Here is a 25,808-nt window from a genome sequence, read left to right as displayed (position 1 = left end):
TACACCGATAACAGGTTATTTTGCAAATGAATATTCATACGATTCATTTTGAATGTTTTTTTTAGCTGAACTGTAAGCTATTGGAATAACCTCTGACTTACTATCTATAAAATCTTTTATTATGAAGAAGTTCATTTTATTATTTACGAGTCTTTTTGTTTTGGGTGTTTCGGAATTATCAGCGCAACAAAACACTCTTTTTTTTGATGAGGCCGATGCGGTTTTTTCCAACTTTGTAATTGACGGAAGTGTTGATTATAAGGCGTTACAGAGCAATCCTGGGCAGCTTGAGAAAGCTCTTGCAGTGGCTAAAGATGTTCGGGTTTCTTCGAATGATAAAAACACCTATAAGGCATTCTGGATCAACGCTTATAATTTGGCGGTATTGAAAGGTGTCATTGATAATTACCCTTTAAAATCTCCTTTAGATAAAGCTGGATTTTTTGATAAGATTACCTATGATCTCGGTGGAAAGTCGATAACTTTGAATGATATTGAAAATAAGATGCTACGGGCTAAATTTAATGATGCTCGGGTGCATTTTATTCTGGTTTGTGGGGCAAAGGGTTGTCCGCCGCTACTGTCTAAATCCTATTTGCCTTCCAACGTAGAAAAGTTACTAGAACAACAAACAATAAAGGCGCTTAATAATAGTTCTTTTATTAAGGTTTCTGAAGGAAAAGTAGCTTTTTCAGAAATATTCAAATGGTATAAAGAGGATTTTGTAAAAGAGGGACAGACAGAAATTGATTTTCTCAATAAATACCGAAAAGAAAAAGTTCCTGCCAACGCGAAAGTAACTTACTACAGTTATGACTGGCGCGTTAATTCACAGTAAATACAATTTAAAGTCTTCCCGCTTGTCGACGCACTCCCCGAGGTTCGGCAAGCAGCGGAAGCACGAATGCAACTACCTATTTTCTGATTAAATATGTAAGTCTTGTGTTCTTCTGAAAAAAAGATGCTTATGAAAATTTCGACCAAATTCATACTTACATGTGTATTGTGCCTTGTTATTACAAGCGTCATGGCTCAGGATGAAAACAGTGCCTTGAGTAATGTACAAACGTTTACTCCTTCTAAATTATTAAAGCAAGGTCAGTGGGATATTAAGTTTTTCAATAGTATTTATACGCAGACGGAGGTCACTGACGGAAACACTACATCGGTTACGATTCCACGACAAACATTTTTTACCAATACTACGGAAGTTTACACAGGGATCAGCAACGCCTCTCGCGTGAATGTAGGGCTGATCGTTCAAGTTCGTTCTAACACCTACGGTGGTGCGAATGCGTTGGAGGTGCTTTCCTTCAAAAACAACACAACAGATGCACGGAGTGGTTTAACAACCCTTGCGCCATCAGTCCGAATTCAACCATTTGAAAACATTGGAAACTTTTCACTTACGAGTTCGTTGTTTTTACCGCTGTTTGACGATGTGCCAAACGCACCTTATTTGGATAAACGGAGCCTAACGTGGGAAACAAAATTCTTTTACGATAAAACCTTTGGCGGAGGTAACTGGCAGATTTTTACGGAAGCCGATCTAGCATTCAACTTTGGGGAAACCCGGCAAGATGCCGACCCTTCTTCTGAAAACATCGGTGAGCGTTTCGCTAATAATAGCTTATTCTTACCTGTAAGCGCATTTTTGAGTTACTTTCCTTCTTCAAGATCGACACTTTTTGTAAATACCCAGCAGGCTTTTTTGATAGGATATGACAATCCCGATAGTGGGGACAACAATTTTTCTCAGAATGCTACTTCGCTTGGGTTTGGAGGTAAATACCAACTGACTCAGGTTTTAAATGTGGAAGCTTCTTTTGGGAAGATCGTAAGAGGAGCTAATTTTCAAGGTTTGGGTCAAACCTTTAGTGTAGGATTACGCGCCCTGTTTTGAGTCAATATAATTCGTATTTTACAGTCTAATTACAGTATATGACAAGAATTTTAGGAATCATCATAATAACGCTCATAAGCGGAATTTCAGGATGCTCGCAGGTCGCTTCCCCCGAGGAGCCTTTAAAAATTAATGCCGTAAGCTTTGTGGCTTCTAAAAATGTTGCCACCAAAGCACATGTTGATCCTGTTATTGCTTTGGACGCTAATTATGTGGCCATCATGCCTTTTGGCTTTATTCGCGACCTTGAGACGCCTACGATAATGCATAATAGCGACCGACAATGGTTTGGGGAGAGAAAAGCAGGAGCTAAGCAGTACATCGAAATGCTACATCAACAGGGAATTTCAGTGATGCTTAAGCCGCAAATATGGATTCACCGTGGGGAATTTACGGGGCATCTTACCATGAAAACTGAGCAAGATTGGAACGTTCTTGAAGCGAGTTATCGAGAATTTATACTTACGTATGTTGCACTTGCTTCGGAATTACAAGTTGCAGCATTTTGTATTGGGACAGAATTAGAACAATTTATTATTCAGAGACCCCTCTTTTGGAAGAATCTTATTGCTGAAATCAAGAAACAATATTCAGGAAAATTGACCTATGCAGCCAATTGGGATGAGTACAAACGCGTTCCTTTTTGGAATGAGTTAGATTATATTGGAGTCGATGCATATTTTCCAGTTTCCGAAGCAAAAACACCTACCGTGGAAGAGGCTCGGGTGGGTTGGCAACCATGGAAAGCAGAATTAGCGATGGTTTCCGAAGCACACAAAAAGCCAATTTTATTTACAGAATATGGTTACCGAAGTGTTGATTATGCTGGGAAGGAACCTTGGAAAAGTGATCGGAGTATGACAGGAGTTAATATGGAAGCTCAAAAGAATCTTACGCAAGCGCTGTATGAAGAATTATATGGTGAAAGCTGGTTTAAAGGTGGTTTTGTATGGAAATGGTTTATGGAGCACCATGAAGTGGGAGGTCATGAAAATACACAATTTACACCTCAGAACAAGCCTGTTGAAACACTCATTCAGCAGCAATTTAAAGCTCATAAATGAAAATAATAGCGGCTTGTTTTTTATTCTTTACCTGTGGAACGGTCGTTGCTCAAGAAATTTCCGAAGTTTTTATTGAGAAAAATAAAAAGACAAAAACGGCATTTATTAAAAAAATCTCCAAGGTTCGGGAAGGTCAGCTGCTAGACTCGCTACGCTTACAGAACGATATTGCTCGATTAAAACGACTTCCGGCAATTGCGCATGCGTACTACGAGGTCATTAAAAATCCTGATGGAAGTGTAAATGTGGTTTACGGCGTAGATGAAAACTTTACTATTATTCCTTCCGCGAATGTTTATACGACCAATAATGATGAATTTGCCTATAAATTGGGCTTGTATGAATTCAACGGATTAGGGCAAAATATCATCGTTGGGGGGTATTTTCAGCGTGATATTTATAATAGTGCGGGTGTAAATTTTAGAGCACCTTATCTTTTTAGTAGTCAAATGGGTCTTGCTGTCAATTATCAAAATTTAACCACACAAGAACCAGTTTTTTTAGAAACGGGTGAGGCTCAGTATAAATATAACAACACCTCGTATGAGGTTTTAGGACTGTATGAGTTTACCCTCAATCATAAAGTGGCTTTGGGTGGGAGTTACTTTACAGAGATGTATAATTACAAGTCGGGAGCAACAAATCCTGATGTCCCACAAACTCTAGAAGTTGATAAGCTCTTATATAAGTTGCTTTACGAATACAATACGGTAGATACTTTTTATCAATATATCGAGGGTTTTAAGAGCTTGTTTAACTTTCAATACGTTCAAAGTAGTGATGCCACTTTGCCCGATTTCCTTATTGGTTATAATGATTTTATCTATTACAAACGTGTAGGAGCGAAGGGGAATTGGGCGAGCCGATTGCGCTTGGGTGTTGCTACGAATAATAAAACACCTTTTGCACCCTTTGCGGTTGATAATAACTTGAACATTCGCGGCGTTGGAAATACCATCGATAGAGGAACGGCTGCCATTGTTTTAAATACGGAATATCGATACACGCTTTTTGAAAAAAACTGGTTCGTATTGCAGGGGAATGCTTTTGTAGACGGCGGATCGTGGCGAAATCCAGGCGGAGATTTTGGTGATTTCGGCGATGAGCAAAATCTCCGCATTTATCCAGGAATGGGCGTCCGTTTTATCCATAAACGTATTTTTAATACAGTATTTCGTATTGATTATGGCTACGGAATAACCAACAATTCAACCCGTGGTCTTGTCTTTGGTATCGGACAGTATTTTTAAGCGTTTCGCTGCTCGGCCATCTCTTGCTGATATTCTTTAGAAAGTGATTTTTTTTGTGCTTCTGAAAATTCTTTCCCTGCCATTTGAAAGAAGGAATGCTCTTCGTCTTCCAAGTGATGCTCAACCTTCTCAGCAAGTTGTTTAGCATAGGTCAACCAAGCCGAAGTGTCCATCTCTGCTTCATCTACTTTCTCTATTAGCTCGTCTATTTCGTGATGCTCGGCAATACCGTGGCGGGCATGTTCAACCATCATATCACTGCTAATAAGCGGTTTGTAGAAGTGACGTTCTTCTGCTGTTTCGTGCATTTGTAGCTCAGCTTTTAATGCTTTCCAAAGTTGTTTTCTTTCGGTTGTTTTACCCTCAGTTTTGAGAATTCTTTTACACAGATCACGCTGAATGTCATGATCGGCACGGATGGCTTCAAATATATTTTTCATAATATTTTTGTTTTATGTGAAGTTACAAATCATGAAAATAGATTTCTGTTTACAAAATCTTAAATTTTTAAACCTCTCTAAAGATAGTAGAGCTACCACTTAAAGATCAAATTATACTTATTTCTGAATATGCTTTTTGTAATAGGTGTACAGATCATCTGCAGATGCCCCAAAGAATTTCTTGATATAAATGGTAAAAAAGTGATATTGTAGCTTCCAAACACCGTGATGTTTATAGCGTCTTGCTGAAGAATAGAGCCAGTGCTGTATTACTACAAATTGTTTACGCGAGTAGAGTTCACTAATTAGAATATTGTCCTCATAAATAGTATAAGTTTCATCATACCCGCCAATTTCATTAAAGAGATCTTTAATGATAAACTGACTTTGATCGCCTCCGCGACAGGCACGCCAGTTAAACTTTGTAAGCCAACCTGCAAGGCGTAGCCACCAATGGATGCTTTTGAATTTCATTCGGAAACAACCCGCAAGATTATCTTTTTGTACTTCGGAAATGATAAGGGAATCGAAATCTTTCGGGGGATATGAATCTGCATGCAGAAAATAGAGGATATCACCTTTCGCCTGTTTTGCGCCTAAATTCATTTGTTTCGCTCGTCCTCTTTCCGAAGAAAAAAGTTGTACCGATACTGTTGCATTTTCAGCAAAATTGGTAGTTAACTGGCATGTAGTATCTGTGCTTCCACCGTCAACAACAATTATTTCTGAAATATGTTGGGTACGGCTATTTTCAACAAGATGCTGTAACAGCTTTGTTATATTTTCAGATTCATTTAGAACAGGAATGATAATACTTAGCATAGTGAATGATCAGAAAGATCAAATTCTTGATCGCAAAAGCGTTTTATTGTTCGTTTAAATTCCAGTTGTATTCTTTATACACTAGGGGTGCGAGAGGCTCAATTTTTTTATTACTATACTGATTGATGTAGGCAATCACATTTTGCTCACCATCCACAATAAAATCTTTTTGATACCAATCAAAAATGGAGGAAAGCTTCGGTTCGTTACTATTAATATCATTCTTATCGCCGTTGATAAATTGAGTTGTGACGCTTTCTAGTTGTTCGTTGATTTTAGACGCCGTAAAGGCTTCGTTTAGTAATTTCGGGCAAGAGATTGACGCGCAATTAATAGCGAAATGAATACGGGGTTCGTTCATTTTCCGAAGAATACCATTTTCAATACCACCTAAAGAAAGTTCGCGACCACCAACGTTTACTATCCCCTTGGTCCATGCGCCTTTGATGTCTTTAATACTCTTAACTGGGTAATTATCTACAATTAGTTTTACCGTATGCGCATTGTATAAATTGATGTAAAAAGGCAGTAATTCCTGCACACTCCAGTCGGTTGTTGGATTCATTGCAGCCAATTGTTCTAAATAGGTGTTGAGCGCTGCTTCATCTTTTTTAAAGCCCGTATAATCTACCATGCCATCTTTATCAACATATTGTTTAAGTAATTTATCCCACGCGCTATGGTCTACATTTACTGCAGAATTTGTTGTCATAGAAGTTAGTTCACCTTTTACTTCTTTGGTGGGTTGTCCTTGGCTGGAAATTCCTGCAGCCGATAAAAGGTTACAACTTTGCGTTAAAAATAGTAGACTAATGATGCAAATAAACTGAGCGAAGTATTTCATTTTTGAGGTCTTTGTTATAGTATGTACGCAGTTTAATCCTTTTTAGTTTTTAAAGGATACATTTCTTGCGCTAAGAAGTTTTTCGGAAAGGTTTCGTCACCGTCAAATCCAAGTTCGATATCCCTACCGTCGTACGGAACATGGTCTGTTTTAAAAAGATAATCCCAGATACTTAAAGTAATACCGTAATTAACACCGTATTTGGTGTGTTTTGGTAAGACTTTAGCATGGTGCCAGATGTGCATTTTTGGATTATTGAATACATATTTTAAAACCCCGTAATCCCAACCCAAGTTTGCATGGTTGAGGTGACCTACAGTTAGTGCAAAGAAGTGAACAATAGCAACGTGCTGCGCATCAAAACCGCCAATAATTGCTATAGGAATATACAAGAGTGATTTATAAAGGATGGGTTCCATCCAATGATATCGAAGGTGCGCAGCGAAGCCCATTTCTTTTACAGAGTGATGTACTTTGTGAAAATTCCACAGAAAAGGGGTTCGGTGCAATAATCGGTGGGTGTTCCATTGTACAAAGTCACTCACAATAAAAAAGATAAATAGACCTGCCCATAAGGGAAGTGCATCTACATCAAAAAGTTGAAAGTTGTCAATACTCAATCCAAAAAGCCCAAGAATATCATCAAAAACAAGCGCAGCCGAGTTTGATAAGGCAATTAATACGATCAAATTCAGAAGAAAAAAATTAAAGAACATATAAAAAGTGTCCAGCCAAAAATCTTTGCGAAACACTTTTTGGTTTTTCCGCCAAGGAAAAAGCAATTCGAGTATCCAAACAAGGAGTGAAACTGCTATAAGTCCGTAGAAATAATTTCCCCAATGAAAGGAAGTGATTTCAGAAATTAAATAATTCCAGTATCCTGTATAAGATTCGCCAAATATGTCTAGATATTTCTTCATGGTTTTTAGCTACAGCTCTTTTTGTTGTACCCTATGGTTAATACGGTTGTTCATCATCCTTCCGCAGTAGTAACTACGGCTCTGGAGCCTGTAGGTGCTCAATTATAATTGTTTAATTAGTTCCGTAAAAAGTGTTATCATATTCGGTTCTGCTTTTTCTGCATGTGCAATAATATCTCCAATATCGACTGGATGCAGGTTTTTTGGATCACATTCGTCTGTTAATACAGAAACAGCTGCAACGGGTAAATTCAAGTGATTTGCAACAATAACTTCAGGTACGGTACTCATACCTACAGCATCGGCTCCGATAATCTTTAGATAGCGATACTCAGCGCGAGTTTCCAATTGCGGGCCAACAACACTAGCATATACACCTTTGTGCAAATTGATCTTTTTGTCTTTTGCAATCGCTTCAATTTTGGCGTTCATATCGCGATCATACGGCGCGCTCATATCTACAAAACGTTCACCTAGTTTTTCGACACCCTTAAAGGCCAAAGGAGAACCTCCTTGTAAATTGATATGATCATCAATAAGCATGATCTCTCCTTTTTTAAAGTTGAGATTGATCGCTCCCGAAGCATTACTCACGAGTAATTTTGTAATACCTAAGGCCTTCATTACGCGCACGGGAAAGGTGACATCTTTAAATGTATAGCCTTCATAAAAATGAAATCGGCCTAACATAAGGATGACCTTTTTACCCGCCAAAGTCCCGTAAATGAGTTTTCCTTTATGGAATTCAACCGTGGCCGTGGGGAAATTGGGAATATGATTATAGCTCATTTCAGCTTCTATAGCAACTTTGTCAATGATCTGTCCGAGACCTGTTCCTAAGATGATACCAATTTCGGGTTTGTCGAAACCTCGTTGTTTTAAAAATTCAGCGGATTCTTGTATATATTTTTTCATACGATTGGTTAATTCGGATAATTATTTAGGTTCGAATGTATTGAAAAAGGGCTGAAAAGCATCAATATCCTTGATATCTTCGTAATAATCTACATCATTCTTTTCAGCTAAGATACCTACGCGCTTCGATTTGAGATCATTGAGAGTTGCTTCCAAAACAGAGTCGGCACCCCAAAGTTTGTTGACAAATAGCGATGGAAGGGTTTCTTTCATGCCAAGTAAATAATAGCCACCATCTTCTGCTGGACCAATTACGTAATCGTTTTGTTCTAGCGTGACGAAGGCATTTTCAAGTTCTAATTGAGATAGATCATACATATCACTTCCAATGATAATAAGTCGTTCATAACCCATCTCAAATAGTTCTGTAAACGCATTTTGCATTCGGCTACCCAGATCTTCACCAAATTGTGACTTTTTCCGGTAGATCGTTTCATCCCAAAGGTCATTTTCGCGGACTTGTTCAGAATAGAAAACATACTTGTCTGCCGTTAATCCTTTGGTAATAGCGACGGTATGATTGAGCAAAAATTTATAAATTTCTAATGCACATTCATTACCAACAGTCGCAGCCAGACGTGTTTTACACTTGCCTAACTCAGGGTTACGGGTAAAAATGATCAGCGCATTTTTTGATGTTGGAAAATAAAACACCTCTTTTGTGCTTTCTTTTCCATCTGTATTTTTTAAGCCTAGTATGGCCATAATATATGCGAAATTACTATTGTTAATTTATTGGTAGACCTTAATTCCTTTGGTTAACCATTTGCTCCATGCTATGGAAAATGTGTGAATACTGTCTGTTTCCTTTGCTTCTGAATTTAACACAGGATAGCTTTTGTTTTTCCATTCAAAAATACCTCCGTAAAGGTTTTTAACATTCGAGTAGCCTGCTTTTTGAAGTTTTTCACCTATTTCTTCGGAACGAATTCCTAAGGAACAATACACTATAATAGGTGCATTTTTATCTGTTATTTCTGCTGAAATGGCTTCCGAAGAAAATGTGTTAAAACCAACAAATTTTGCTCCACCAATATGACTTACCTCAAACTCTTCCATCTCTCTGCTGTCTATGATGGTCACGTCTTGGTTGGTTTGTAACATCCGAAGCTCTTCTACCGAAATATAAGAAACCGAACGCGTGTTGTACAGTTCGAGAAGTTCGTTTAAGGTCTTTTGAGCAAAGCTTTTAAAAGAACAAAGTAGTAGAAAAAAAATAAATAGCTTCTTCATTTTATTTGAAAGGTAAATTTACAAACTTAAAGTTGGATGTCAAGCCCTTGTAAGCCACTTTCCGTGGGAGGCAGAATTTCAGTATTATCCCAGATCCCAGTCACCAATGTGCGGGCGTATTCCTGCGGAACAGGAACGTCACGCATCAACCTACTTGCTAAGGTATGATTATATGACATGTTGTGATGCTTATACGCTAACCTCCCCGTAGCATCGTCCAGAATAGCATACCAAACCAATGGGTTCCCATCATTCGCGGGCATTCCTATAACCCCTGGATTGAGCCATAAGTTGTTGTCTTGCTCATGATAAAACGGCAAACCGCAATGTCCTGCAATGATCACCTCACTTTGAGTCGCTTGTATACTATTTTCCTTACGTTCCCATGGAGTCGATTTAAAGATAAATTCTGAAATATTTTCGTAAGAACCATGAACTATCGTAACGGTCTTGTTGGCATAGTTAAACCGAATATGATCGGGCAGACCCGAAACAAAATCGATCGAATCTTTAGATAATTGTTGCTGTGCAAATGGGTACCAGAGTTGAGAAAATGAATCACAACGCGAACCCGCTTTAAAATCGCACCCACAGTCTTCGGCACCATCGCGAAGTTGCACTTCCACATTGCCTAAAATACTTTGCGCACCCCATAATTTAAAGAGTTGAACTGTTTCCTCCGGTTGCGCGCAATAGCCAACAATGTCACCAGTACAAATACAGTTCTCTGGCGGAATATGTAGGCTTTCGGCAATGCGTTTTAGTTCTTCCAAGGCTTGCAAATTGCTATAGATACCTCCAAAAAGAAGTACTGGGCCTTTTACAGTGCCAAGATTTATTATTTTTTTATCCATGATGGAATTAAATATAAAAGAATACATGATAAAATACCCCAAACATTGACCCATAGCAGATCGGCGTATTTGCCTTCTGTAAAAATGAGTTCCTTAGGGAACACGTTGAATACAAGTAAAAAACCAAATATAATGCCACAGATGACGCTTAAGTGGAAGCTTATTTTAGGTGCTTTTACTTTCCAGAAAACAAAGACGGGTGTAAGACCGATCACCATTGTACCAGATATGGTTGTTGCTGAAAGTATTTCGGCGTCTAAAAATACGGGAATGGTTCCTAAAATAGCGATAGCTACCATAGAAGCCCTCCCGAAACTAATTCTATTCCCAAAATTGAGATCTACAGCAAGCATTTTAGAAAAAGATGAAAAAGTAGAATCTAAGGTTGAGGCCGCAGACGTGATCATGATAAAATTAATAATAAGCAAAACAACAACTCCAAAAGCTTTCCCTACTTCAACTGCGGCTTGTCCTTGCATACCTTTACTTTGTGCATACACGCCAATAATACTGAATAGAACAATGCACAAACCGCCAATAAGACTGGCCCAAAGAAAACTTCTTCGCGTGACTTTTGGACTGCTTAAGAAGGCTCTGTCAGTTAAAACCGGATCGTGAAACGGATAACTAAATGACTGGATGATCGCTGCGAAGAAAAGATTGAGACCCAGCTCAAAACTCCATGTTCCAGAACTAATAACATCGCCAGCAGTAAATCCTTCCGAAGAAAAAATAACCCCTAAAATAACAATCAATAAAACCGAAAAAAGTGCCATTTGGATGACATCTGTAAAGATAGAACTGCTCAATCCACCTTTGATGGCATACGCCAAAGTAAGTAGGGTAAACACTAATATAGCCCAATAATAAGGCGCGCTGCCAGAATCTCCAAAATAGGTTCCAATCACCATAGTATTACTCCAAACTTCGTTGAATAAACGGATGGAGATCAAGACAGAAAATAGTGCCATGGCTCCTTTTCCGAAGCGAGTAGTAAGAAAGTCGTGAATACTTTTAAAGCCTCCTGTAACCCGAATTTGATAAAGTAAAACCCCAGCCACAGCAAACGACAGGTAGTATCCGGCATAGGCAACTCCGCCAACTATACCATAATCCATTCCTAAATTTGCCGCGTTGGTAATGCTTTTGGCAAAGATCCATGAAATGATCAAGCTCCCAGTAAGCCAAAGTCCGCTAGGTGGTTTCTTTAAGTGCGTTGCCTTAAAGAACTGATTCTTGGTTTTTGCCCATGGCGAGAGCAGAAAGAGTAATAAACTCGATCCTATGATCAATCCCCATTGCCAAATTTCTGTTGTCAAATTTTATGTTTTAATTTATTATTCATCCCACCAAACAGGTGCATTGATGCTGTTTCCATTGGTTGCAGCGGCTGCCTGTTGGTAGTTTTCTGCATTTAAGGCTTCTTCTTCGGCTGGATACGGCATACGCACAGGGATGAGGCCATCGTTAAGACTCGCAGCCACGGGTTTAAATGCGGGAAAGCCGGTGCGGCGCCATTCAATCCAACCCTCGTAACCGTTAATGAGGTTTGCGATCCATTTTTGGGTAATAATTTGTTCTAACCGACTCGTTTCTGGAGCGTCATAAGCTGCAGGGCCGGTAAGGTATTCTGAAGGTAATTCGGTTTGCCAATACGCAAATGCTAATGCTACACCAGTTTCATATAAACTTTGAGCATCTGCAGATATGAGTCCGCGTTCGGCGGCTTCAGCCAAGTTGAAATAGGTTTCCCAAGCGGTCATAAAATTTGCATCCAGGGTGGAGGTATCTTCTCTAAAGGCAGTACCCGACAAGGAGTAATCGGCTAGTTCTATTGACGTTTGTGAGGCATCAATACCGTTTATGAGACCGTTGTACTCTTCGGAAGTAGCGTTTTCAAAAGGCCGAAAAAACTGCCCGATTCGCGTATCGTTCTTGGCGATCAGAATTTCCTCCATCGTTTCAGAAAGCACAAAATTGTTGAAGTCGCCTATGCGCAATTGCGCTAAGCGAAAGCTATTAGGATCAGTATTGGTGAAGTTAAACACTGCGTTCGCACTATTCTCAGAAATATAATTGCCTTCGGAAAAAAGTGTTTGTAGTTCTTCGGAAACATCTATTTTATTTGAAATGCGCAATAAGCTTTTTATTTTTAGGCTATTTGCAAAGGTGATCCAAGCGTCTAGATTTCCACCGAAGAGAATATCACCTTCTAATGCGATCACGTCGTCATAGGCTTCAATAGCTGCTATGCCTGCGTCTAAACTTTCCAAAATTCCACCGGGACCTGTATAAATTGCCTCTTGAGAATCATAGGCGGGTGTGACATTTCCGTTAATTCCATCAAATGCTTCGCTGTAAGGCACATCGCCAAAAAGATCGGTTAGACCTGCAGCCATATAGGCTTTTAATATGAGAGCGGGTCCTTCGTAAACCGCAAAGGTTTCCACGGCTTTTGATTGTGTTAGTATGATCTCATTGTCACGTAGATTGGTATAAAAAATTGGCCACGGATTTCCACCTAGTTGCGGTGATTTTAACGCATGCCGATCAAAAAGATTAAAATCTAAGGCAGTCCGGTGTTGTGAAAGAAGATCGCCCGCGACAAAACCTTCATAACTCATTTGCTCTCCAAAGTCATAGATCACCTGTCTTAAAAGAAGACTAGGTTGCACTGCATTTGGAGCATTTGGATTTGTGTTTATTTCTTCGAAATCTTTGGTACAGCTAGTTGTCATTAAAAGGCAAAGCAAGCTACATATAGATAGAATGTTTTTCATCGTTTCTTTCAATTAAAAATTAAATCCGGCTTTAAGCCCAAAACTTCTACTTGTTGCATAGCTCATGTCTTCAACGCCACTCACAAAGCCGTTTCCTTGAACGGCTAACTGTTCTGGATCGAAATGTGGATTCTCGGTAATAGCAAATAAATTTCTTCCAATCAGGCTAAACGTGACTTCACCGCCTTCCTGGAGTCCAAGGAATCCGTTTGCCACATCAAAGGTATAACCAATTGAAAACTGCCTTAGTTTTAAATAGGAAGCATCGTAGACATTGTTTTCTTCATGATTGCGGTCGTAGTACTGTCGGTAATAGCTTTCTGCGGAAATAGGAGTGGTATTTGGGATGTAATTAGGGTTTTCATCGGTGCCAACATTAACCACGCCGTCTGCAATGATTCCCTCCTCAGGCCTGTTCATTGTTTCAGCTAGCTGTCCGCCAACATTTCCTAGTGCACTTGTGCGAGAAACCAACTCACCACCTTGGCGCCAATCGAATAGAAAGCTCATATTCCACTTTTTAAATTGAAATTGATTGTTCCATCCTAACATAAAATCTGGATTATAATTCCCTAGTTTCTGAAGCTCGTTATCTGCAATATAGTTTCCGTTAGCATCTAAAACAAAATCGCCGTTTTCATTTTTTAAATAGCCGGTTCCGTAGAAATCACCCACTTTACCACCTTCTTCTACTTGAAACCAAACTGTTTGATTTGCGCTATCGTAAATGCGGCTATAGGCCAAGGTAAGACGACCATCGGTTTGTGGTAGATCTTCAACAATTGCTTTATTTTTACTGAAGTTAAAGGTTGAGGTCCATTGAATTTTTTTATTTTTTATAGGCGTAATTTCGGTAATAAATTCAATTCCTTGGCTCCTTACTTTTCCGCCGTTAACCACCTGTTGTGCATATCCAGAAGAGATGGGAATAGGTAGTGAAATGATCTGATCTTTTGTCAAGGCATTGTAATAGGTGAAATCAATATTGAAACGATCATTCATGAATCGCAGGTCAAATCCCACTTCATAGTTGGTTACACGTTCTGGCTTTAAATTAGCATTGGGGATCACGTTTTGATTGCTAAAAGTAGGTTGCCCTAAATAGGGTGTTTGTGAGATAAAAGCCCCTGAAGTTTGATACGGATTGGTGTCATTTCCAACTTCGGCAATACTCGCACGAATCTTTGCAAAGGAAATTATTTCAGGTAGCTGCGTTACTTTTGATAGAATAAAGCTTGTTGAGATCGAAGGATAGAAGAATGAAACATTATCTACTGCGAAGGGAGTTGCTAAAGCACTTGACCAATCATTTCTTCCCGTAATATCGACGTATAAAAAATCTTTATAACCGAGTTTTGCAATGCCATAAAGCGAATTAATTCGTTTTTGCGAGTCAAATTGGAAAGCCTCAATGGGCGAGGCAGCATTGTTTAAATTATAGATACCTGGTTGTGCTAAATTTACGGTTTGCGACTGACTTGTTGCTGCGGTTTGATCCAGGCGATTTCCACCTGCGGAAATGTCAAAATTGAAGTTTCCGAAGTCTTTTGTGTAATTAAAGAGGAAGTCGGTATTGACTTCTCGGAACAAGACGTCATGTTCTGCATAACCACCATTTTTAAACCGGTTGCTGCTAAAAGCTCTTCGGAACTGTCTCTTTTCCGAAGAATAATCCATTCCAGTCCGCAAGGAAGCGCTAAATTCGGGTGTAAAGTTATGCTTGATTTGAACATTTCCGAAGACACGATCACGTCCAAAACTGTTTCGGTTTTCAAGCAAAATAAAATACGGATTGTCAAAAAAGGTATAGTTGAACGAGTATTGCTGTACATCTTTAAGACCAGGCTGCCAGTAGTTTTTTAAGCTATTGATGTTTAAAGAACGCGGGCCCCAAGCAACAAGCGAATAATTTGCATTTTCGCTTCCGTAACCATTGGAAGGGCGGTTATCACTTGCCGAATGCATATAACTGATCGAGCTGCTGATCTTCGTTTTTTCGGAAGGTTCAAAATTGAGTTTGGTCGCTACCGTTTGCCGATCGAGATTGACACCGGGAATGATAGATTCACTTCGCAGGTCGGTAAATGAAAGTCTGTAATCACCCAAGCCAAAACCATTAGCAACTGAGATATTGTTAATGGTTGTCACACCCGTTTTATAAAAATTCTTCAAATTATCGGGATGCGAAACAAAAGGTGTCGCCTCAATTGGGAGTCCGTCGTAAAGCGCGGTATCACCACCACGAATGATTGTTCCGTCGGGAAGTGTTACGGGACTGTCAAACTGTTGAATAAGCAGACCTTGGTCTAATGCAGGTCCCCAGGAATAAGTGATATTGTCGTTGGTTCCGGCGCCTAAACCGTCAACATATTGAAACTCGCCCGAGTTTCCTTGTCCGAATTTATTTTGAAATTCTGGTAGTTTGAATGCGCGATCGATAAAAATGGAGGTGTTGATGCTAATTCCCATGCCTTTTGAGCGTTTTCCGTCTTTGGTTTCGATCACAATCACGCCGTTGGAAGCACGTGTTCCGTAGAGCGCTGCTGCCGAAGGGCCTTTTAAAACCGTAACCGATTTGATATCGTCTGGGTTGACATCCATAGCGCCATTTCCGAAGTCAATTTCTTGAAATCCGGCAGCGGCTTCGTTGGTAAAGTTGAAAACGGTTTGGTTGTTTATTGGAACGCCGTCTACAACAAATAACGGATTGTTATTGGAGAAGGAGGCTTCACCGCGAATGGTGATCTTTGATGAAGAACCAACGCCTGTGGCACCTTGCGAAATAGTTACACCCGCTAATTTTCCGGCGAGATTATCGAGAAAGTTGACTGCTTTTACTTCGGAAACCGTTTCTGCATCTAAGGTTTGCACGGTATAGCCCAATTCCTTTTCATCTCGTTTGATACCCAGAGCGGTCACAACGATCTCGTCGAGGCCTTCAGAAGATGCTTGAAGCACTATATTTAACGTAGCTTGATTAGTAACCACCACGTCTTGAGTAACAAAGCCTAGCGATGATATGCGTAAAACAGTATTAGGTGGTGGCGCGATCATACTGAATTCACCATCAATATTGGTTGTAGTTCCTTGATTAGTACTCAGGATATAGATATTGGTAAAGGGAATAGGTTGGTTGTCTACCGCACTAGTAACAATACCCGAAAGTGTATTTTGCGAAAAGCTGTATGCTGAAACTAATAGCAAAACAGCCATATATAGGTGTTTCATAAAGTTTTGTGTTGTCTGTTAAAACCTATCGAATAAGCACAAGGGTGCGTCTAAAAACGCAGTTGTACTTTACAAATAGAAAAGAGAGTGCCAGAATTAAAAAGTATGGCTATAGCAGACAGGGAGAGCCTTTATTAAAATAAGTATCCTTTAAGAAAGAAGTAAAAAAGGGGGTGTTTTTGGCAATACGAATGCTGCTTGCTTTGACACTGTGGTAATATAGGGTGATGATTATGTTTGAAAGTCTTCGGAAGCCATCTATCAATTTTTTAAAATCTCTAAACTGATCAATATCGTGTAGTTTTTCTAAAAGGATTACTTCGATTTTTTCTTCTGAAAGTAATTTCGAAAGACATGTAGTAACCTGTGATGTTTGCCACGGAAGTTTTAAAAATTGGGCAGGATTAAACTGCGAGCGATGCAAGCCTAAAAGATAGAATCCGCCATCATGAGAAGGCCCAATTACAAAGGGGTGCTCTTTTAATTGCTGGGCGGTTTGCTTTAAATGTGTTGAGGTAAGATGCGGGGTGTCATTCCCAATAGTGATCACATTCTCAAATCCCTGATCGTATACCTGTTGGATTGCATTAATAAAGCGTTCGCCAAATGTATTTCCTACTTGTTGTTTTTCTGAAATATGAAAGTAAGGGATCTTACTATTTTTAACTGCTTTTAAAGTTTGTTTGTTTAGGGTCTCAAATAGCGAAACGGCGCTCTTGAAAGACTTTGTGGTTCCTTCTTGTTGCGCTGATTGTGCAAAAACGAGTATAGCAGTTTTTTGGGCTGTCATTTTATTTAATGAGTCACTACTCCTTGGCAACTTGATCCTGCTCCAGCGGTGCAGCCATAGCAATGTTGGGAGATAAGAATATCTCTATCATTAAGCAGGTCTTCATTGTAATCTTTAATATGTTTTACCGGACTTGCAACTTTAAGGTTAAGCATTTGGTTAAAATCACAATCGTATAACCAACCATCCCAACTAATAGAAATAGTATTGGTGCACATTACATTATCAACGGCTGCAGGATTGTAAGCTTCAACCAATGAATACATGTAATCTTCATAGTTCTCGGAAGCGATGAGGTAGTCCAGAAAACGAGCGATCGGTAAATTGGTAATAGCAAAAAGATTATGGAATTGAATTCCGAAATCTTCCATCAGTGCTTTTTTAAAATCTTTTTCCATACTAACTTGGTCGCCGGGTAAAAAGGCTCCACTTGGATTATATACTAGATCGAGGCGCAAACTGCTATCGGGCATGCCATAGCCTACTGCATTGAGTTCCTGAAGAGCTTTGATCGACATGTCAAAAACGCCCTCACCGCGTTGTTTGTCGGTTTTGCCGCGTGTCCAGTGCGGCATAGAGCTTACAACGTGAACATTGTGTTTTTTAAAGAAATCTGGGAGGTCGTAATATTTTTTGTTTGCGCGTAGTATGGTTAAGTTACTTCGTACAATAAAATCTTTGATTCCGGCTTTGCTTGCTTCCTCTACGAATCTCCGGAAGTTGGGATTCATTTCTGGAGCCCCTCCAGTAAGGTCAAGCGTATGTGCTCCAGTGTTCTTGATCACTGCAAGGCATTGTTCCATAGTTTCCCAGGTCATGATCTCTTTCCGGTCTGGGCCAGCATCTACGTGGCAGTGTTCACAAACTTGATTACACATATAGCCCACATTGATCTGCAGGATCTCTAATTTTTTTGGTCGAAGTGGAAACTGGTTGGTTTCTTTTATTTTTTTTGCGAATGTTGGAAGCTCGCCGCTTTTAAAAATACCGTTTGAAAGAATTTCTAATTGCCTGTTGGCGTTTGCCAATTCGTCTTCGCGTTTATGTAGTGATTGTGTTTTAAGTTTTCCCATATTTATTGCCCGCATAGGCGGGTAACTCTTTTCATGATCCGCGTAAGCGGATATCTCTTAATTCATATTTTACAAATGCGGTACTATTTTATCGCTTTCTTCTCGCTCCACTCGCTGGAAGCGAGGCGTGAGGGATTGAGGCGGCATCCTTTTGCTTTATAGCAAAAGATATAGCTGAAAGCCCGACCCTTGTGGTCACGCCCACAAATACTATCCGTCTAATTTATTTACCTTATTCATCATCATTACGCCATGTACAAGGGTAGCACCACTTTTTATGGCAGCGCCTACGTGAACGGCTTCCATCATTTCTTCTTTGGTGACACCGCGTTGCAAAGAATCTTTGGTATAGGCATCAATACAATAGGGACATTGTTCGGTATGCGCAACGGCTAAGGCAATAAGGGACTTTTCTCTTGCTGTTAGGGCTCCTTCTTCAAAGACTTTCCCGTAATAGTCGAAAAATTTGGTTCCTAATTCTTCGCTCCACTCGGTGATATTGCCAAATTTTCGAAGGTCTTTGGGGTCGTAATACATAGTTTTTGTCTCTAATTTTATATACGCAAAAAAGGCGCATACGGTTTTGAAAAAGGTAAAGATAGCGAAGTAGTCTAATTTTGCATTATTTCCTTACGAAGTTTTAGACGAGCCGTTGCTTTTGAAATAACACAAAGCGGTTTTTATTTTTTTCTGTATGGTACGAAGGAGTTATAAAAGAAGCTGATGTTGGGTGATGCAGAAAATGCGCCAAGAGGTGATGGTAGTACAATCGTCTGTGTTGAAGTAATCTGGGGTCTAATTCTTTTAAATAAAGAAAAAAGGTAGCTTAATCGAAACTATATGTAAGTCCGGTTGAAAAATCATATTGCGAAGTTGGAATGCCTAAGGCGGGTACGGCATCATATACAAAGGTATAGGAAGTGTTTAACGCAAAGTTTTTAAAGAGGCCAACAACAAGAGACGATTGGCTTGATACTCTATAATCACTAAACTGTGACAGTAAAGGTTGATAATAGGTTGTACTTACAATACTTATGTTTTCGGTGGGGTAGAGGCTAAATGACAAGTAGGTACTTCCGCGGAAATCATCTTGAATAGGGGTAAAACCGTCGGATGTCTTTTCATGTTCATACATAATAAGTGTGCCGAGATAAAATTTATAGTTTTCAGACTTACTTAATTTAAATCGAGGACCGGTTCCTAGCAAACCACGAAAATCGATCAAATTGACCTTATTGTATTGAGCCTGTGCAAATACTTCCCAAGCAATAGGTGATGATAGACGATAATTATACCGAAGATGTTGAATTCCGCTATTTTCGAGTTTGGCGTTTTCAACTTTTTGAAAGTCAATATCGTTTTTAAACAGAACGAGATGTTTGTTCATTTTGTACTGTATATGAATTTTACTAGAGATGGTAATAAAGTCGTTTACGTTTCTTTTTAGTGCAAAATTTAGGCTTGCTGCACCTGAAAATCCGGAGGTATCGGTTACTTTTCTAAGGGATTCGGCGTTAAGGATTTGTGAATTTGCATAAAAGCATGTAAAAAATAGGAATAGAAAAGCGGTAGTTCTCATAAAATATAGCTTGGTTAGCGCTCCAAAATTACATTTTGTTGCGATATAAATCAATTTTTGAAATAATTAAAGTTAAATACGTTAAATTTTACTAAAAATGGTATATTAATTCCTGAACATTTTTACCTTTATCGGCGAATTTAAAATTGGTAAGGAACCATGGATATTATAAACGAAGCGCTTGATTTTGAACAGCAAAAAACAAGTTTTAAAACAACAAGTGAGCGGATTATCGCATCACGAAAGGCTAAAGAGTTGATCTTGAGTCTAAACGAGCTGTATAAAGAAAATAAGGATAGTTCTATTATGGATCTGATGAAGCGTCTTACGCTTATTAAGAAAAAAATAGAAAAACGGCTTAAAGGAAGACAAGCTGCTTAAATATAGAACCCGAAACAATTGTTTCGGGTTTTTTTATACTTAATTTAAAGAATTGAAAATAATTATATGAAAAAGAATATCTTAAAGTGGAGTATGCTCATATGCCTTTTTGTGGCACTTGTGAGCTGTGGAAATGATGACAATGATGCCAATGATGATAGCGGACTTGGTAATTCGTTTTTTACAGCGGAGATTGAAGGGGTCAATTATGATGCAGGGCTGATTGTAGCTCAGATGACCTCTGAGAAGCGTTATATAGCGATAACAACTTCGGAAACTGTTGGTGGGGGTAATGCACTTTCAGTAAGTATTGGGTCACTAGCGAATTCGGCTGCGCCCTTGGCCGTTGGAACTTACAATACAGAAGACGAAAATAATACGGCGATCATTTTCCTAGAAAATGGTACAACAAGCTATCAGACTTTTGATATTGATGCTACAGGTACAGTGACCATCACGGATTTAGATGAAGAAAATAAGACGATCTCGGGAAATTTTCAAGGAACCCTAACTAACTTTGGAAATAATGAAACTGTTACGGTTACTAATGGCGTTTTTCAGAATATAGAATACACAGAGAATTAATTGTTCCTTTATTTCCGCAAGTGAGATTGTAAAACCACAATACGCTATGGAAACGGTTGCGGATAGACAAATTTAAGGAGCTCGCCACTCCAGGATTCATACTGCTGGCGCAGTCTGTTCCTTTGGTCCCTCACTTAAAAATACATTATCACACTGTCTATGGAAGCGGTTGCGGGTATACTAATTTAAGGAGCTCGGCACTTCCAGGATTCATACTGCTTGCGCAGTCTGTTCCTTTGGTCCCTCACTTAAAAATACATTATAACACTGTCTATGGAAGCGGTTACGGATCGACAAATTTAAGGAGCTCGCCACTCCAGGATTCATACTGCTTGCGCAGTCTGTTCCTTTAGTCCCTCACCTGAAAATACATTATTACACTGTCTATGGAAGCGGATGCGGGTATACTAATTTAAGGAGCTCGGCACTTCCAGGATTCATACTGCTTGCGCAGTCTGTTCCTTTGGTCCCTCACTTAAAAATACATTATAACACTGTCTATGGAAGCGGTTACGGATCGACAAATTTAAGGAGCTCGCCACTCCAGGATTCATACTGCTTGCGCAGTCTGTTCCTTTAGTCCCTCACCTGAAAATACAAAACACACAGTCTTCGACTGTTGTTTTTTTATTTCCACCTCTTTAAGAAAGTAAACTTTCTACAGATGCTTCAATAAAAAAACCCACTCATTATGAGTGGGTTTTGTGAGTTAAGTGGTACCTCCAGGAATCGAACCAGGGACACATGGATTTTCAGTCCATTGCTCTACCAACTGAGCTAAGGTACCGGTAATGGAGCGCAAATATAAAGCTATTTTCATTGCTGCAAAACATTCTTTGAAAAAAAATTCAATTTCCTCTTTTCTTCAATTTAATACCCATTTAACAAGTCACTTGAAATGAAGTTGTATTTTTATCGTCTTTAAGCACAGATGAATCTAATAGTTGACGTTGGAAATACCTTTATCAAGCTTGCTGTTTTTAACAGTAATGAATTGATCTACAAAGACTCGTTTAAAAGGCATTTGCTTTTAGAACGAATAAGCGAATTGAATAATACATTGCCAAATATATCGCATTGTATTATATCAGCAGTAGGAAGAACTACCGAGACACAGCTAGAATTTCTTCAGAAAAAATATAAGGTCATCTCTCTTACACATGATACTAAGGTCCCGTTTTTAAATGAATACGCAACTCCAGAGACACTGGGTGTAGATCGTATTGCATTAGTAAGCGCGGCTGCAGTAGATTATCCTGAGAGAGATGTGCTTGTAATAGATGCAGGAAGTTGTATAACGTATGATTTTCTTTCGGCAGAAAACACATACTCTGGTGGAGCTATTTCTCCTGGTTTGGAGATGCGCTACAAGGCGGTTCATCATTTTACAGATAAATTGCCACTTCTAAAGCCTCAAAAAAGTGTTTCCTTAGTGGGTGATTCAACCTTAAATGCAATTCATTCTGGAGTTTTTAATGGGATGGTATACGAATTAGACGGCTTTATCAGTTCGTATAAGGAGAAATATCCCGATTTAACAGTTATTTTAACAGGTGGGGATGCTCATTTGTTGCGAGTAAGCTTAAAAAATGACATCTTTGCGAACTCAAATTTTTTATTGGAAGGCTTACATTACATTTTAGAACTTAACAAAGATTAATGTTGAAACAGATTATAGTAGTTTTTTTCTTGCTTATTACTGGTGTTGTTGTGTCCCAAGAGGGTACCACATCTCCGTACTCATATTACGGAATTGGTACAATTAAATTTAAAGGAACAGCAGAAAACAGGTCCATGGGCGGAATCTCAATCCTTTCCGATAGTATTCACTTAAATTTATCAAACCCAGCAGGTGTTGCTGATCTTCGTTTGATCAATTATACAATTGGAGCTAGCCATAAGCGTACGTCTTTTGAGACGGAATCTCAACAAGCAAGTGCTTCGGCAACCTCGGTAGACTATTTAGCTATTGGTGTCCCTATGGGGAAATTTGGCGCCTCTTTTGGATTGATTCCAACGACTTCGGTAGGGTATCAAATTGAAAGTAGTTCAGACGATGTCGTTACAAGATATAGTGGATCGGGAGGGTTAAATAAGGTGTTTTTTAACTTAGGTTATAAAATTACAGATGCCTTTAATGTTGGGGTTGATGTAAATTATAACTTCGGAAATATTGAAAACACGACATATTCTCAGCGTATTGGGTCTCTTTTAGGTGCTCAAGAGTTTTTGCGTAGCGAATTATCTGGGTTTAGTTTTAATTTTGGAGCAACCTATAAAAGGATGGTAACAGACGATTTACAATTGGCGTCGGCGTTCACTTACGTTCCTGAAACCGATTTTAAATCTGTTAATCAAAAGGAAGTAGCAACCGTACTGTCAATTCCAACAGGTGGCGTTCGTCCTATTGATCTGCGCTCTGTAGATGTAGCAGATACCGAATTTACTTTTCCTTCCAAGGTTACTTTAGGTTTGGGAATTGGAAAACCAAAGAATTGGTTTGTAGGAGCTGAATATGCTAGTTTAAAAACCAGCAACTTGAATGATCAAACCAATACGGCCGAACAGTTTAGTTACGAAGATGCATCTTCATTTAAATTAGGAGGCTTTTTTATTCCCGATTATAATTCTGTTGGAAACTTCTGGAACCGAGTTGTTTACCGTGGAGGTATACGCTATGAAGAGACGGGGATCGTTCTTAACGGAGAACAAATTAATGAGTTTGGCATATCTTTTGGAGTAGGACTACCAGTAGGAAGGTTATTCTCAAATGCAAACTTAGGTTTCGAGCTTGGGCGTAGAGGAACAAAAGATTTCGGTCTGGTTCAAGAAAATTTCTTCAACACTTTTTTAAGTCTGTCGTTAAATGACAAGTGGTTTGAAAAAAGGTATTACGATTAATTAAGAATTATATTAAAACTATCAACATGAAAACGAAAGCAATTTTATTAGCAGCAGCCCTTATGCTAACCTTGGGGAATAAAATTTCGGCGCAGGCTGCAGATGATTGTGTGGTTACACTTTCTTTATTTGTGGAGCCAGCAAAAGCAAAAAATTATGAGGCAGCGCTTCCACATTACGAAAAAGTAGTGAACGAGTGCCCTACATACAGCCTAGCAACTTACCAGTACGGTGAGAAAATGTTCAAATATTTTATTGAAGAAAAAGGAGATAATTCTAAGGTAGAAGCATATGTAAAGAATTTTGAGATGCGTCTTAAGCATTATCCTACAAAAACGGAGGCTGGAGATGTTATGTCAAAAATTGCTCAGTTGAAGTATGATAATAATTTGGGTACAAAAAAGGAACAATTTGATGCTTTCGATAAAGCCTTTAAAAAGGATAGAGAAAATTTTACTAGTCCAAAAAGTATATATACCTATTTCTCTTTAGCAGTTGATCTGTACGAAGCTAATGAAATGGATATTCAAAGTGTATTCGACTTATTCGACGTTATTACAGAAAAGATCGAACAAGAAGAAAACAATCTTGCAAAGCGATTGACAAAATTGATCGACAAGCAAGAAGAGGGAACAAAGTTGACAAGTAAGGAAGAAAAGATCATGAACGCTTCAGAAAAAAACCTAAAGGCTTACGGGCAGGTTAAAGGAAGTGTAAATGGAAAGCTTGGTATTCTTGCTGATTGTCCAAACCTTATTCCATTATTTGAAAAAGATTTTGAGCAAAAGAAAAATGATGTGAACTGGTTGCGTAGTGCGGCAGGTCGTTTAAATGCGAAAGATTGTGAGACACCGTTGTTCTTTAAATTGGTTCAACAATTACACACATTAGAACCTTCAGCGAAATCTGCATATTATTTAGGTAGATTGGCCGATAAGGCTGGTAAGAGTGGAGAAGCACTTAACTATTACAACCAAGCTGCTGAGCTAGAAACGAATCCGAGTTCAAAAGCAGATATCTATTATCGCATAGCTGAAAATGCTAGAGATAAAGGAAGTTTTGGTCAGGCAAGAACATACTACAATAAAGCGATTGATCAAAAGCCATCTTATGGTAGAGCTTATTTAAAAATCGCTAATATGTATGCTTCAAGTGCAAATAACTGTGGAAGTACGCCTTTTGAAAAAAGAGCTATGTACTGGAAAGCCGCTGAAATGGCTGATAAAGCTGCGCGAGTTGATGCTTCAATTGCTGGAAATGCAAGATCGACAGCTAGTGCTTACAGAGATAGAGCGCCGAGCAAATCAGATATCTTTAGTAATGGTATGGCAGGAAAGACCGTATCGTTTAACTGCTGGGTTGGTGGAAGCGTACGTGTTCCGAATCTATAAGAATGAAAACACATAAATATATGTTTAAAGGCGTGATGGCACTATTTGTTGCCGTCACGCTTTTTGCTTGTGAAGGAAATTATAATAATATTCAGCAGCTCCAACTTGCAGATAATTCTCCGGTTGCGGAAGGCAAGAATATCAATCTAAAATATACAGATTCAGGAAAAGTGGTGACAAATCTACTTGCACCAAAACTATTGGATTATTCAAATTTCGAATTTGCTTATCAAGAATTTCCTGAGGGTGTAGAAGTGCGCTTTTGGGATGAAGATGGCAAACGGAGTACGGTTACTTCAAACTATGCCGTCATGTATAAAAATTCCAATTTGGTAGATTTACGAGATGAAGTAGTTTTAATTACGTCTGATAGCTTAATTTTGGAGGCAGAACAGATGTATTGGGATCAGGAGCATAAGTGGGTCTTTACCGATCGTCCGTATAAGATGAAACTAAAGGACGGATCTTATAATAATGGAGCTCGTTTTGATAGTAATGAAGAATTTACTAACTTCTTGTCACGTAAAAATGACGGCGTTCAGTTAGTTGATAATAAAAAAACCGAAGATAATGAGTAGTAAAATTTACCAGCTTTTTGAATATTTCTATTTAGTAATGGCGGCATTTTCGGCTTATTTGGTTTATGAGAATTGGACTGATAATCGAAATCGTGCTTATCTATTTCTATTTTTTATGGTTGTTGCAGTTTTTATGTTCTTCTTTAAGCGTAATTTTAGAAGAAAATTTGAAGCACATCAAAAAGATCAGAATCGCAAGTAATTTTTGGAGTTGCTAAGAGCAATGCCTTTTATTTGCACACAAAAAGACTTTTCAATTGACGTATAGTTTTTAACA

26 protein-coding genes and 1 tRNA gene are annotated in these 25,808 nt (G+C 38.8%); 11 read left to right on the top strand and 16 right to left on the bottom strand.

All coding sequences use genetic code 11. From position 1 onward, the window contains the following. The first annotated feature begins 121 nt into the window (after nucleotides 1-121). The 4 genes from ACY2RU_RS03290 to ACY2RU_RS03275 all read left to right on the top strand — a co-directional run bounded on the left by ACY2RU_RS03290 (nucleotide 122) and on the right by ACY2RU_RS03275 (nucleotide 4,217). Entirely contained in the window at nucleotides 122-838 is a 717-nt protein-coding gene (locus ACY2RU_RS03290; RefSeq protein WP_490136974.1) for a DUF547 domain-containing protein, read from the top strand. 129 nt (nucleotides 839-967) lie between these two features. After that, a complete protein-coding gene (locus ACY2RU_RS03285) occupies nucleotides 968-1,903 on the top strand; it encodes a hypothetical protein (RefSeq protein WP_490136973.1) in 936 nt (311 codons plus the stop codon). A 38-nt stretch (nucleotides 1,904-1,941) separates the two neighbouring features. Beyond that, the gene (locus tag ACY2RU_RS03280; protein ID WP_490136972.1) at nucleotides 1,942-2,967 is read left to right on the top strand and encodes a glycoside hydrolase family 113; all 1,026 of its coding nucleotides are present in this window, start codon (nucleotides 1,942-1,944) and stop codon (nucleotides 2,965-2,967) included. Then, nucleotides 2,964-4,217 (top strand): POTRA domain-containing protein, encoded by a 1,254-nt coding sequence (locus tag ACY2RU_RS03275; RefSeq protein WP_490136971.1) that lies wholly within the window; start codon nucleotides 2,964-2,966, stop codon nucleotides 4,215-4,217. The genes ACY2RU_RS03280 and ACY2RU_RS03275 overlap by 4 nt, the downstream gene beginning before the upstream one ends. Here the strand turns inward: ACY2RU_RS03275 and ACY2RU_RS03270 are convergent. From ACY2RU_RS03270 to ACY2RU_RS03200, 15 genes are all read right to left on the bottom strand, one after another. Further along, nucleotides 4,214-4,657: a hemerythrin domain-containing protein gene (locus tag ACY2RU_RS03270; RefSeq protein WP_490136970.1), complete on the bottom strand. Its 444-nt coding sequence runs from the start codon at nucleotides 4,655-4,657 to the stop codon at nucleotides 4,214-4,216. The genes ACY2RU_RS03275 and ACY2RU_RS03270 overlap by 4 nt on opposite strands. Nucleotides 4,658-4,774: 117 nt before the next feature. Then, nucleotides 4,775-5,479 carry a TIGR04283 family arsenosugar biosynthesis glycosyltransferase gene (locus ACY2RU_RS03265; protein WP_490136969.1) on the bottom strand — a complete coding sequence of 235 codons (705 nt, stop codon included), beginning with the start codon at nucleotides 5,477-5,479 and terminating at the stop codon, nucleotides 4,775-4,777. Nucleotides 5,480-5,522: 43 nt separating this feature from the next. Continuing rightward, entirely contained in the window at nucleotides 5,523-6,323 is an 801-nt protein-coding gene (locus ACY2RU_RS03260) for a DUF547 domain-containing protein (RefSeq protein WP_490136968.1), read from the bottom strand. Between the two features lie 32 nt (nucleotides 6,324-6,355). Further along, a complete protein-coding gene (locus ACY2RU_RS03255) occupies nucleotides 6,356-7,243 on the bottom strand; it encodes a sterol desaturase family protein (RefSeq protein WP_490136967.1) in 888 nt (295 codons plus the stop codon). A gap of 102 nt (nucleotides 7,244-7,345) precedes the next feature. Next, a complete protein-coding gene (locus ACY2RU_RS03250) occupies nucleotides 7,346-8,158 on the bottom strand; it encodes a purine-nucleoside phosphorylase (protein ID WP_490136966.1) in 813 nt (270 codons plus the stop codon). Between the two features lie 21 nt (nucleotides 8,159-8,179). After that, nucleotides 8,180-8,863: a TIGR04282 family arsenosugar biosynthesis glycosyltransferase gene (locus ACY2RU_RS03245; RefSeq protein WP_490136965.1), complete on the bottom strand. Its 684-nt coding sequence runs from the start codon at nucleotides 8,861-8,863 to the stop codon at nucleotides 8,180-8,182. Between the two features lie 27 nt (nucleotides 8,864-8,890). Continuing rightward, nucleotides 8,891-9,391, bottom strand: a complete 501-nt coding sequence (locus ACY2RU_RS03240; RefSeq protein WP_490136964.1) for a rhodanese-like domain-containing protein — start codon at nucleotides 9,389-9,391, stop codon at nucleotides 8,891-8,893. Nucleotides 9,392-9,417: 26 nt separating this feature from the next. Continuing rightward, on the bottom strand, nucleotides 9,418-10,245 hold the full coding sequence (locus ACY2RU_RS03235) for a metallophosphoesterase family protein (protein ID WP_490136963.1): 828 nt from the start codon (nucleotides 10,243-10,245) through the stop codon (nucleotides 9,418-9,420). Continuing rightward, nucleotides 10,230-11,564, bottom strand: a complete 1,335-nt coding sequence (locus ACY2RU_RS03230) for a sodium:solute symporter (RefSeq protein WP_490136962.1) — start codon at nucleotides 11,562-11,564, stop codon at nucleotides 10,230-10,232. Before ACY2RU_RS03230 ends, ACY2RU_RS03235 begins: the two co-directional genes overlap by 16 nt. A gap of 18 nt (nucleotides 11,565-11,582) precedes the next feature. After that, the gene (locus ACY2RU_RS03225; protein ID WP_490136961.1) at nucleotides 11,583-13,025 is read right to left on the bottom strand and encodes a SusD/RagB family nutrient-binding outer membrane lipoprotein; all 1,443 of its coding nucleotides are present in this window, start codon (nucleotides 13,023-13,025) and stop codon (nucleotides 11,583-11,585) included. Between the two features lie 12 nt (nucleotides 13,026-13,037). Further along, nucleotides 13,038-16,253, bottom strand: a complete 3,216-nt coding sequence (locus ACY2RU_RS03220) for a SusC/RagA family TonB-linked outer membrane protein (protein ID WP_490136960.1) — start codon at nucleotides 16,251-16,253, stop codon at nucleotides 13,038-13,040. A 109-nt stretch (nucleotides 16,254-16,362) separates the two neighbouring features. Further along, the gene (locus tag ACY2RU_RS03215; protein ID WP_490136959.1) at nucleotides 16,363-17,043 is read right to left on the bottom strand and encodes a TIGR04282 family arsenosugar biosynthesis glycosyltransferase; all 681 of its coding nucleotides are present in this window, start codon (nucleotides 17,041-17,043) and stop codon (nucleotides 16,363-16,365) included. A 5-nt stretch (nucleotides 17,044-17,048) separates the two neighbouring features. Further along, entirely contained in the window at nucleotides 17,049-18,116 is a 1,068-nt protein-coding gene (gene arsS, locus ACY2RU_RS03210) for an arsenosugar biosynthesis radical SAM (seleno)protein ArsS (protein ID WP_490136958.1), read from the bottom strand. Nucleotides 18,117-18,326: 210 nt separating this feature from the next. Continuing rightward, nucleotides 18,327-18,653, bottom strand: a complete 327-nt coding sequence (locus ACY2RU_RS03205) for an arsenosugar biosynthesis-associated peroxidase-like protein (RefSeq protein WP_490136957.1) — start codon at nucleotides 18,651-18,653, stop codon at nucleotides 18,327-18,329. A 289-nt stretch (nucleotides 18,654-18,942) separates the two neighbouring features. Next, nucleotides 18,943-19,695, bottom strand: a complete 753-nt coding sequence (locus ACY2RU_RS03200; RefSeq protein ID WP_490136956.1) for a DUF481 domain-containing protein — start codon at nucleotides 19,693-19,695, stop codon at nucleotides 18,943-18,945. A 159-nt stretch (nucleotides 19,696-19,854) separates the two neighbouring features. On the opposite strand from ACY2RU_RS03200, the gene ACY2RU_RS03195 reads away from it, so the two are divergent. Next, nucleotides 19,855-20,076, top strand: coding sequence for a hypothetical protein (locus ACY2RU_RS03195; protein WP_490136955.1), 222 nt, complete (start codon nucleotides 19,855-19,857; stop codon nucleotides 20,074-20,076). Nucleotides 20,077-20,142: 66 nt separating this feature from the next. After that, nucleotides 20,143-20,661 carry a DUF6252 domain-containing protein gene (locus ACY2RU_RS03190; RefSeq protein ID WP_490136954.1) on the top strand — a complete coding sequence of 173 codons (519 nt, stop codon included), beginning with the start codon at nucleotides 20,143-20,145 and terminating at the stop codon, nucleotides 20,659-20,661. Between the two features lie 714 nt (nucleotides 20,662-21,375). Here ACY2RU_RS03190 and ACY2RU_RS03185 read toward each other — a convergent pair. Then, nucleotides 21,376-21,448 (bottom strand) — tRNA-Phe (locus ACY2RU_RS03185). Nucleotides 21,449-21,592: 144 nt separating this feature from the next. On the opposite strand from ACY2RU_RS03185, the gene ACY2RU_RS03180 reads away from it, so the two are divergent. From ACY2RU_RS03180 to ACY2RU_RS03160, 5 genes are read left to right on the top strand one after another with little or no spacing between them, the layout of a single operon-like run. Next, nucleotides 21,593-22,321, top strand: coding sequence for a type III pantothenate kinase (locus tag ACY2RU_RS03180; RefSeq protein WP_490136953.1), 729 nt, complete (start codon nucleotides 21,593-21,595; stop codon nucleotides 22,319-22,321). Beyond that, complete coding sequence (gene bamG / locus ACY2RU_RS03175; RefSeq protein WP_490136952.1) at nucleotides 22,321-23,562, top strand: BamG family beta-barrel-assembly machinery protein; 1,242 nt, start codon at nucleotides 22,321-22,323, stop codon at nucleotides 23,560-23,562. The genes ACY2RU_RS03180 and bamG overlap by 1 nt, the downstream gene beginning before the upstream one ends. A gap of 26 nt (nucleotides 23,563-23,588) precedes the next feature. Then, complete coding sequence (locus ACY2RU_RS03170; RefSeq protein ID WP_490136951.1) at nucleotides 23,589-24,953, top strand: tetratricopeptide repeat protein; 1,365 nt, start codon at nucleotides 23,589-23,591, stop codon at nucleotides 24,951-24,953. A 2-nt stretch (nucleotides 24,954-24,955) separates the two neighbouring features. Beyond that, nucleotides 24,956-25,531 (top strand): LPS export ABC transporter periplasmic protein LptC, encoded by a 576-nt coding sequence (lptC, locus tag ACY2RU_RS03165; RefSeq protein ID WP_490136950.1) that lies wholly within the window; start codon nucleotides 24,956-24,958, stop codon nucleotides 25,529-25,531. Further along, nucleotides 25,524-25,733 (top strand): hypothetical protein, encoded by a 210-nt coding sequence (locus tag ACY2RU_RS03160; protein WP_490136949.1) that lies wholly within the window; start codon nucleotides 25,524-25,526, stop codon nucleotides 25,731-25,733. The genes lptC and ACY2RU_RS03160 overlap by 8 nt, the downstream gene beginning before the upstream one ends. Nucleotides 25,734-25,808 lie beyond the last annotated feature (75 nt).

It is taken from the genome of Ulvibacter sp. 2305UL32-6 (assembly GCF_058148545.1).
The sequence above is the reverse complement of the archived record's forward strand: the minus strand, read 5'-3'. Positions and strand labels throughout refer to the sequence as shown.

What these genes read in the sequence shown, in the direction of transcription:
- ACY2RU_RS03225 (WP_490136961.1), bottom strand. Translation starts at nt 13,025, where the DNA reads ATGAAAAACATTCTATCTATATGTAGCTTGCTTTGCCTTTTAATGACA.
- ACY2RU_RS03260 (WP_490136968.1), bottom strand. Translation starts at nt 6,323, where the DNA reads ATGAAATACTTCGCTCAGTTTATTTGCATCATTAGTCTACTATTTTTA.
- ACY2RU_RS03250 (WP_490136966.1), bottom strand. Translation starts at nt 8,158, where the DNA reads ATGAAAAAATATATACAAGAATCCGCTGAATTTTTAAAACAACGAGGT.
- ACY2RU_RS03275 (WP_490136971.1), top strand. Translation starts at nt 2,964, where the DNA reads ATGAAAATAATAGCGGCTTGTTTTTTATTCTTTACCTGTGGAACGGTC.
- ACY2RU_RS03160 (WP_490136949.1), top strand. Translation starts at nt 25,524, where the DNA reads ATGAGTAGTAAAATTTACCAGCTTTTTGAATATTTCTATTTAGTAATG.
- ACY2RU_RS03285 (WP_490136973.1), top strand. Translation starts at nt 968, where the DNA reads ATGAAAATTTCGACCAAATTCATACTTACATGTGTATTGTGCCTTGTT.
- bamG (WP_490136952.1), top strand. Translation starts at nt 22,321, where the DNA reads ATGTTGAAACAGATTATAGTAGTTTTTTTCTTGCTTATTACTGGTGTT.
- ACY2RU_RS03265 (WP_490136969.1), bottom strand. Translation starts at nt 5,479, where the DNA reads ATGCTAAGTATTATCATTCCTGTTCTAAATGAATCTGAAAATATAACA.
- ACY2RU_RS03240 (WP_490136964.1), bottom strand. Translation starts at nt 9,391, where the DNA reads ATGAAGAAGCTATTTATTTTTTTTCTACTACTTTGTTCTTTTAAAAGC.
- lptC (WP_490136950.1), top strand. Translation starts at nt 24,956, where the DNA reads ATGAAAACACATAAATATATGTTTAAAGGCGTGATGGCACTATTTGTT.
- ACY2RU_RS03280 (WP_490136972.1), top strand. Translation starts at nt 1,942, where the DNA reads ATGACAAGAATTTTAGGAATCATCATAATAACGCTCATAAGCGGAATT.
- ACY2RU_RS03290 (WP_490136974.1), top strand. Translation starts at nt 122, where the DNA reads ATGAAGAAGTTCATTTTATTATTTACGAGTCTTTTTGTTTTGGGTGTT.
- ACY2RU_RS03180 (WP_490136953.1), top strand. Translation starts at nt 21,593, where the DNA reads ATGAATCTAATAGTTGACGTTGGAAATACCTTTATCAAGCTTGCTGTT.
- ACY2RU_RS03245 (WP_490136965.1), bottom strand. Translation starts at nt 8,863, where the DNA reads ATGGCCATACTAGGCTTAAAAAATACAGATGGAAAAGAAAGCACAAAA.
- ACY2RU_RS03200 (WP_490136956.1), bottom strand. Translation starts at nt 19,695, where the DNA reads ATGAGAACTACCGCTTTTCTATTCCTATTTTTTACATGCTTTTATGCA.
- ACY2RU_RS03270 (WP_490136970.1), bottom strand. Translation starts at nt 4,657, where the DNA reads ATGAAAAATATATTTGAAGCCATCCGTGCCGATCATGACATTCAGCGT.
- ACY2RU_RS03195 (WP_490136955.1), top strand. Translation starts at nt 19,855, where the DNA reads ATGGATATTATAAACGAAGCGCTTGATTTTGAACAGCAAAAAACAAGT.
- ACY2RU_RS03215 (WP_490136959.1), bottom strand. Translation starts at nt 17,043, where the DNA reads ATGACAGCCCAAAAAACTGCTATACTCGTTTTTGCACAATCAGCGCAA.
- arsS (WP_490136958.1), bottom strand. Translation starts at nt 18,116, where the DNA reads ATGGGAAAACTTAAAACACAATCACTACATAAACGCGAAGACGAATTG.
- ACY2RU_RS03220 (WP_490136960.1), bottom strand. Translation starts at nt 16,253, where the DNA reads ATGAAACACCTATATATGGCTGTTTTGCTATTAGTTTCAGCATACAGC.
- ACY2RU_RS03170 (WP_490136951.1), top strand. Translation starts at nt 23,589, where the DNA reads ATGAAAACGAAAGCAATTTTATTAGCAGCAGCCCTTATGCTAACCTTG.
- ACY2RU_RS03235 (WP_490136963.1), bottom strand. Translation starts at nt 10,245, where the DNA reads ATGGATAAAAAAATAATAAATCTTGGCACTGTAAAAGGCCCAGTACTT.
- ACY2RU_RS03205 (WP_490136957.1), bottom strand. Translation starts at nt 18,653, where the DNA reads ATGTATTACGACCCCAAAGACCTTCGAAAATTTGGCAATATCACCGAG.
- ACY2RU_RS03255 (WP_490136967.1), bottom strand. Translation starts at nt 7,243, where the DNA reads ATGAAGAAATATCTAGACATATTTGGCGAATCTTATACAGGATACTGG.
- ACY2RU_RS03190 (WP_490136954.1), top strand. Translation starts at nt 20,143, where the DNA reads ATGAAAAAGAATATCTTAAAGTGGAGTATGCTCATATGCCTTTTTGTG.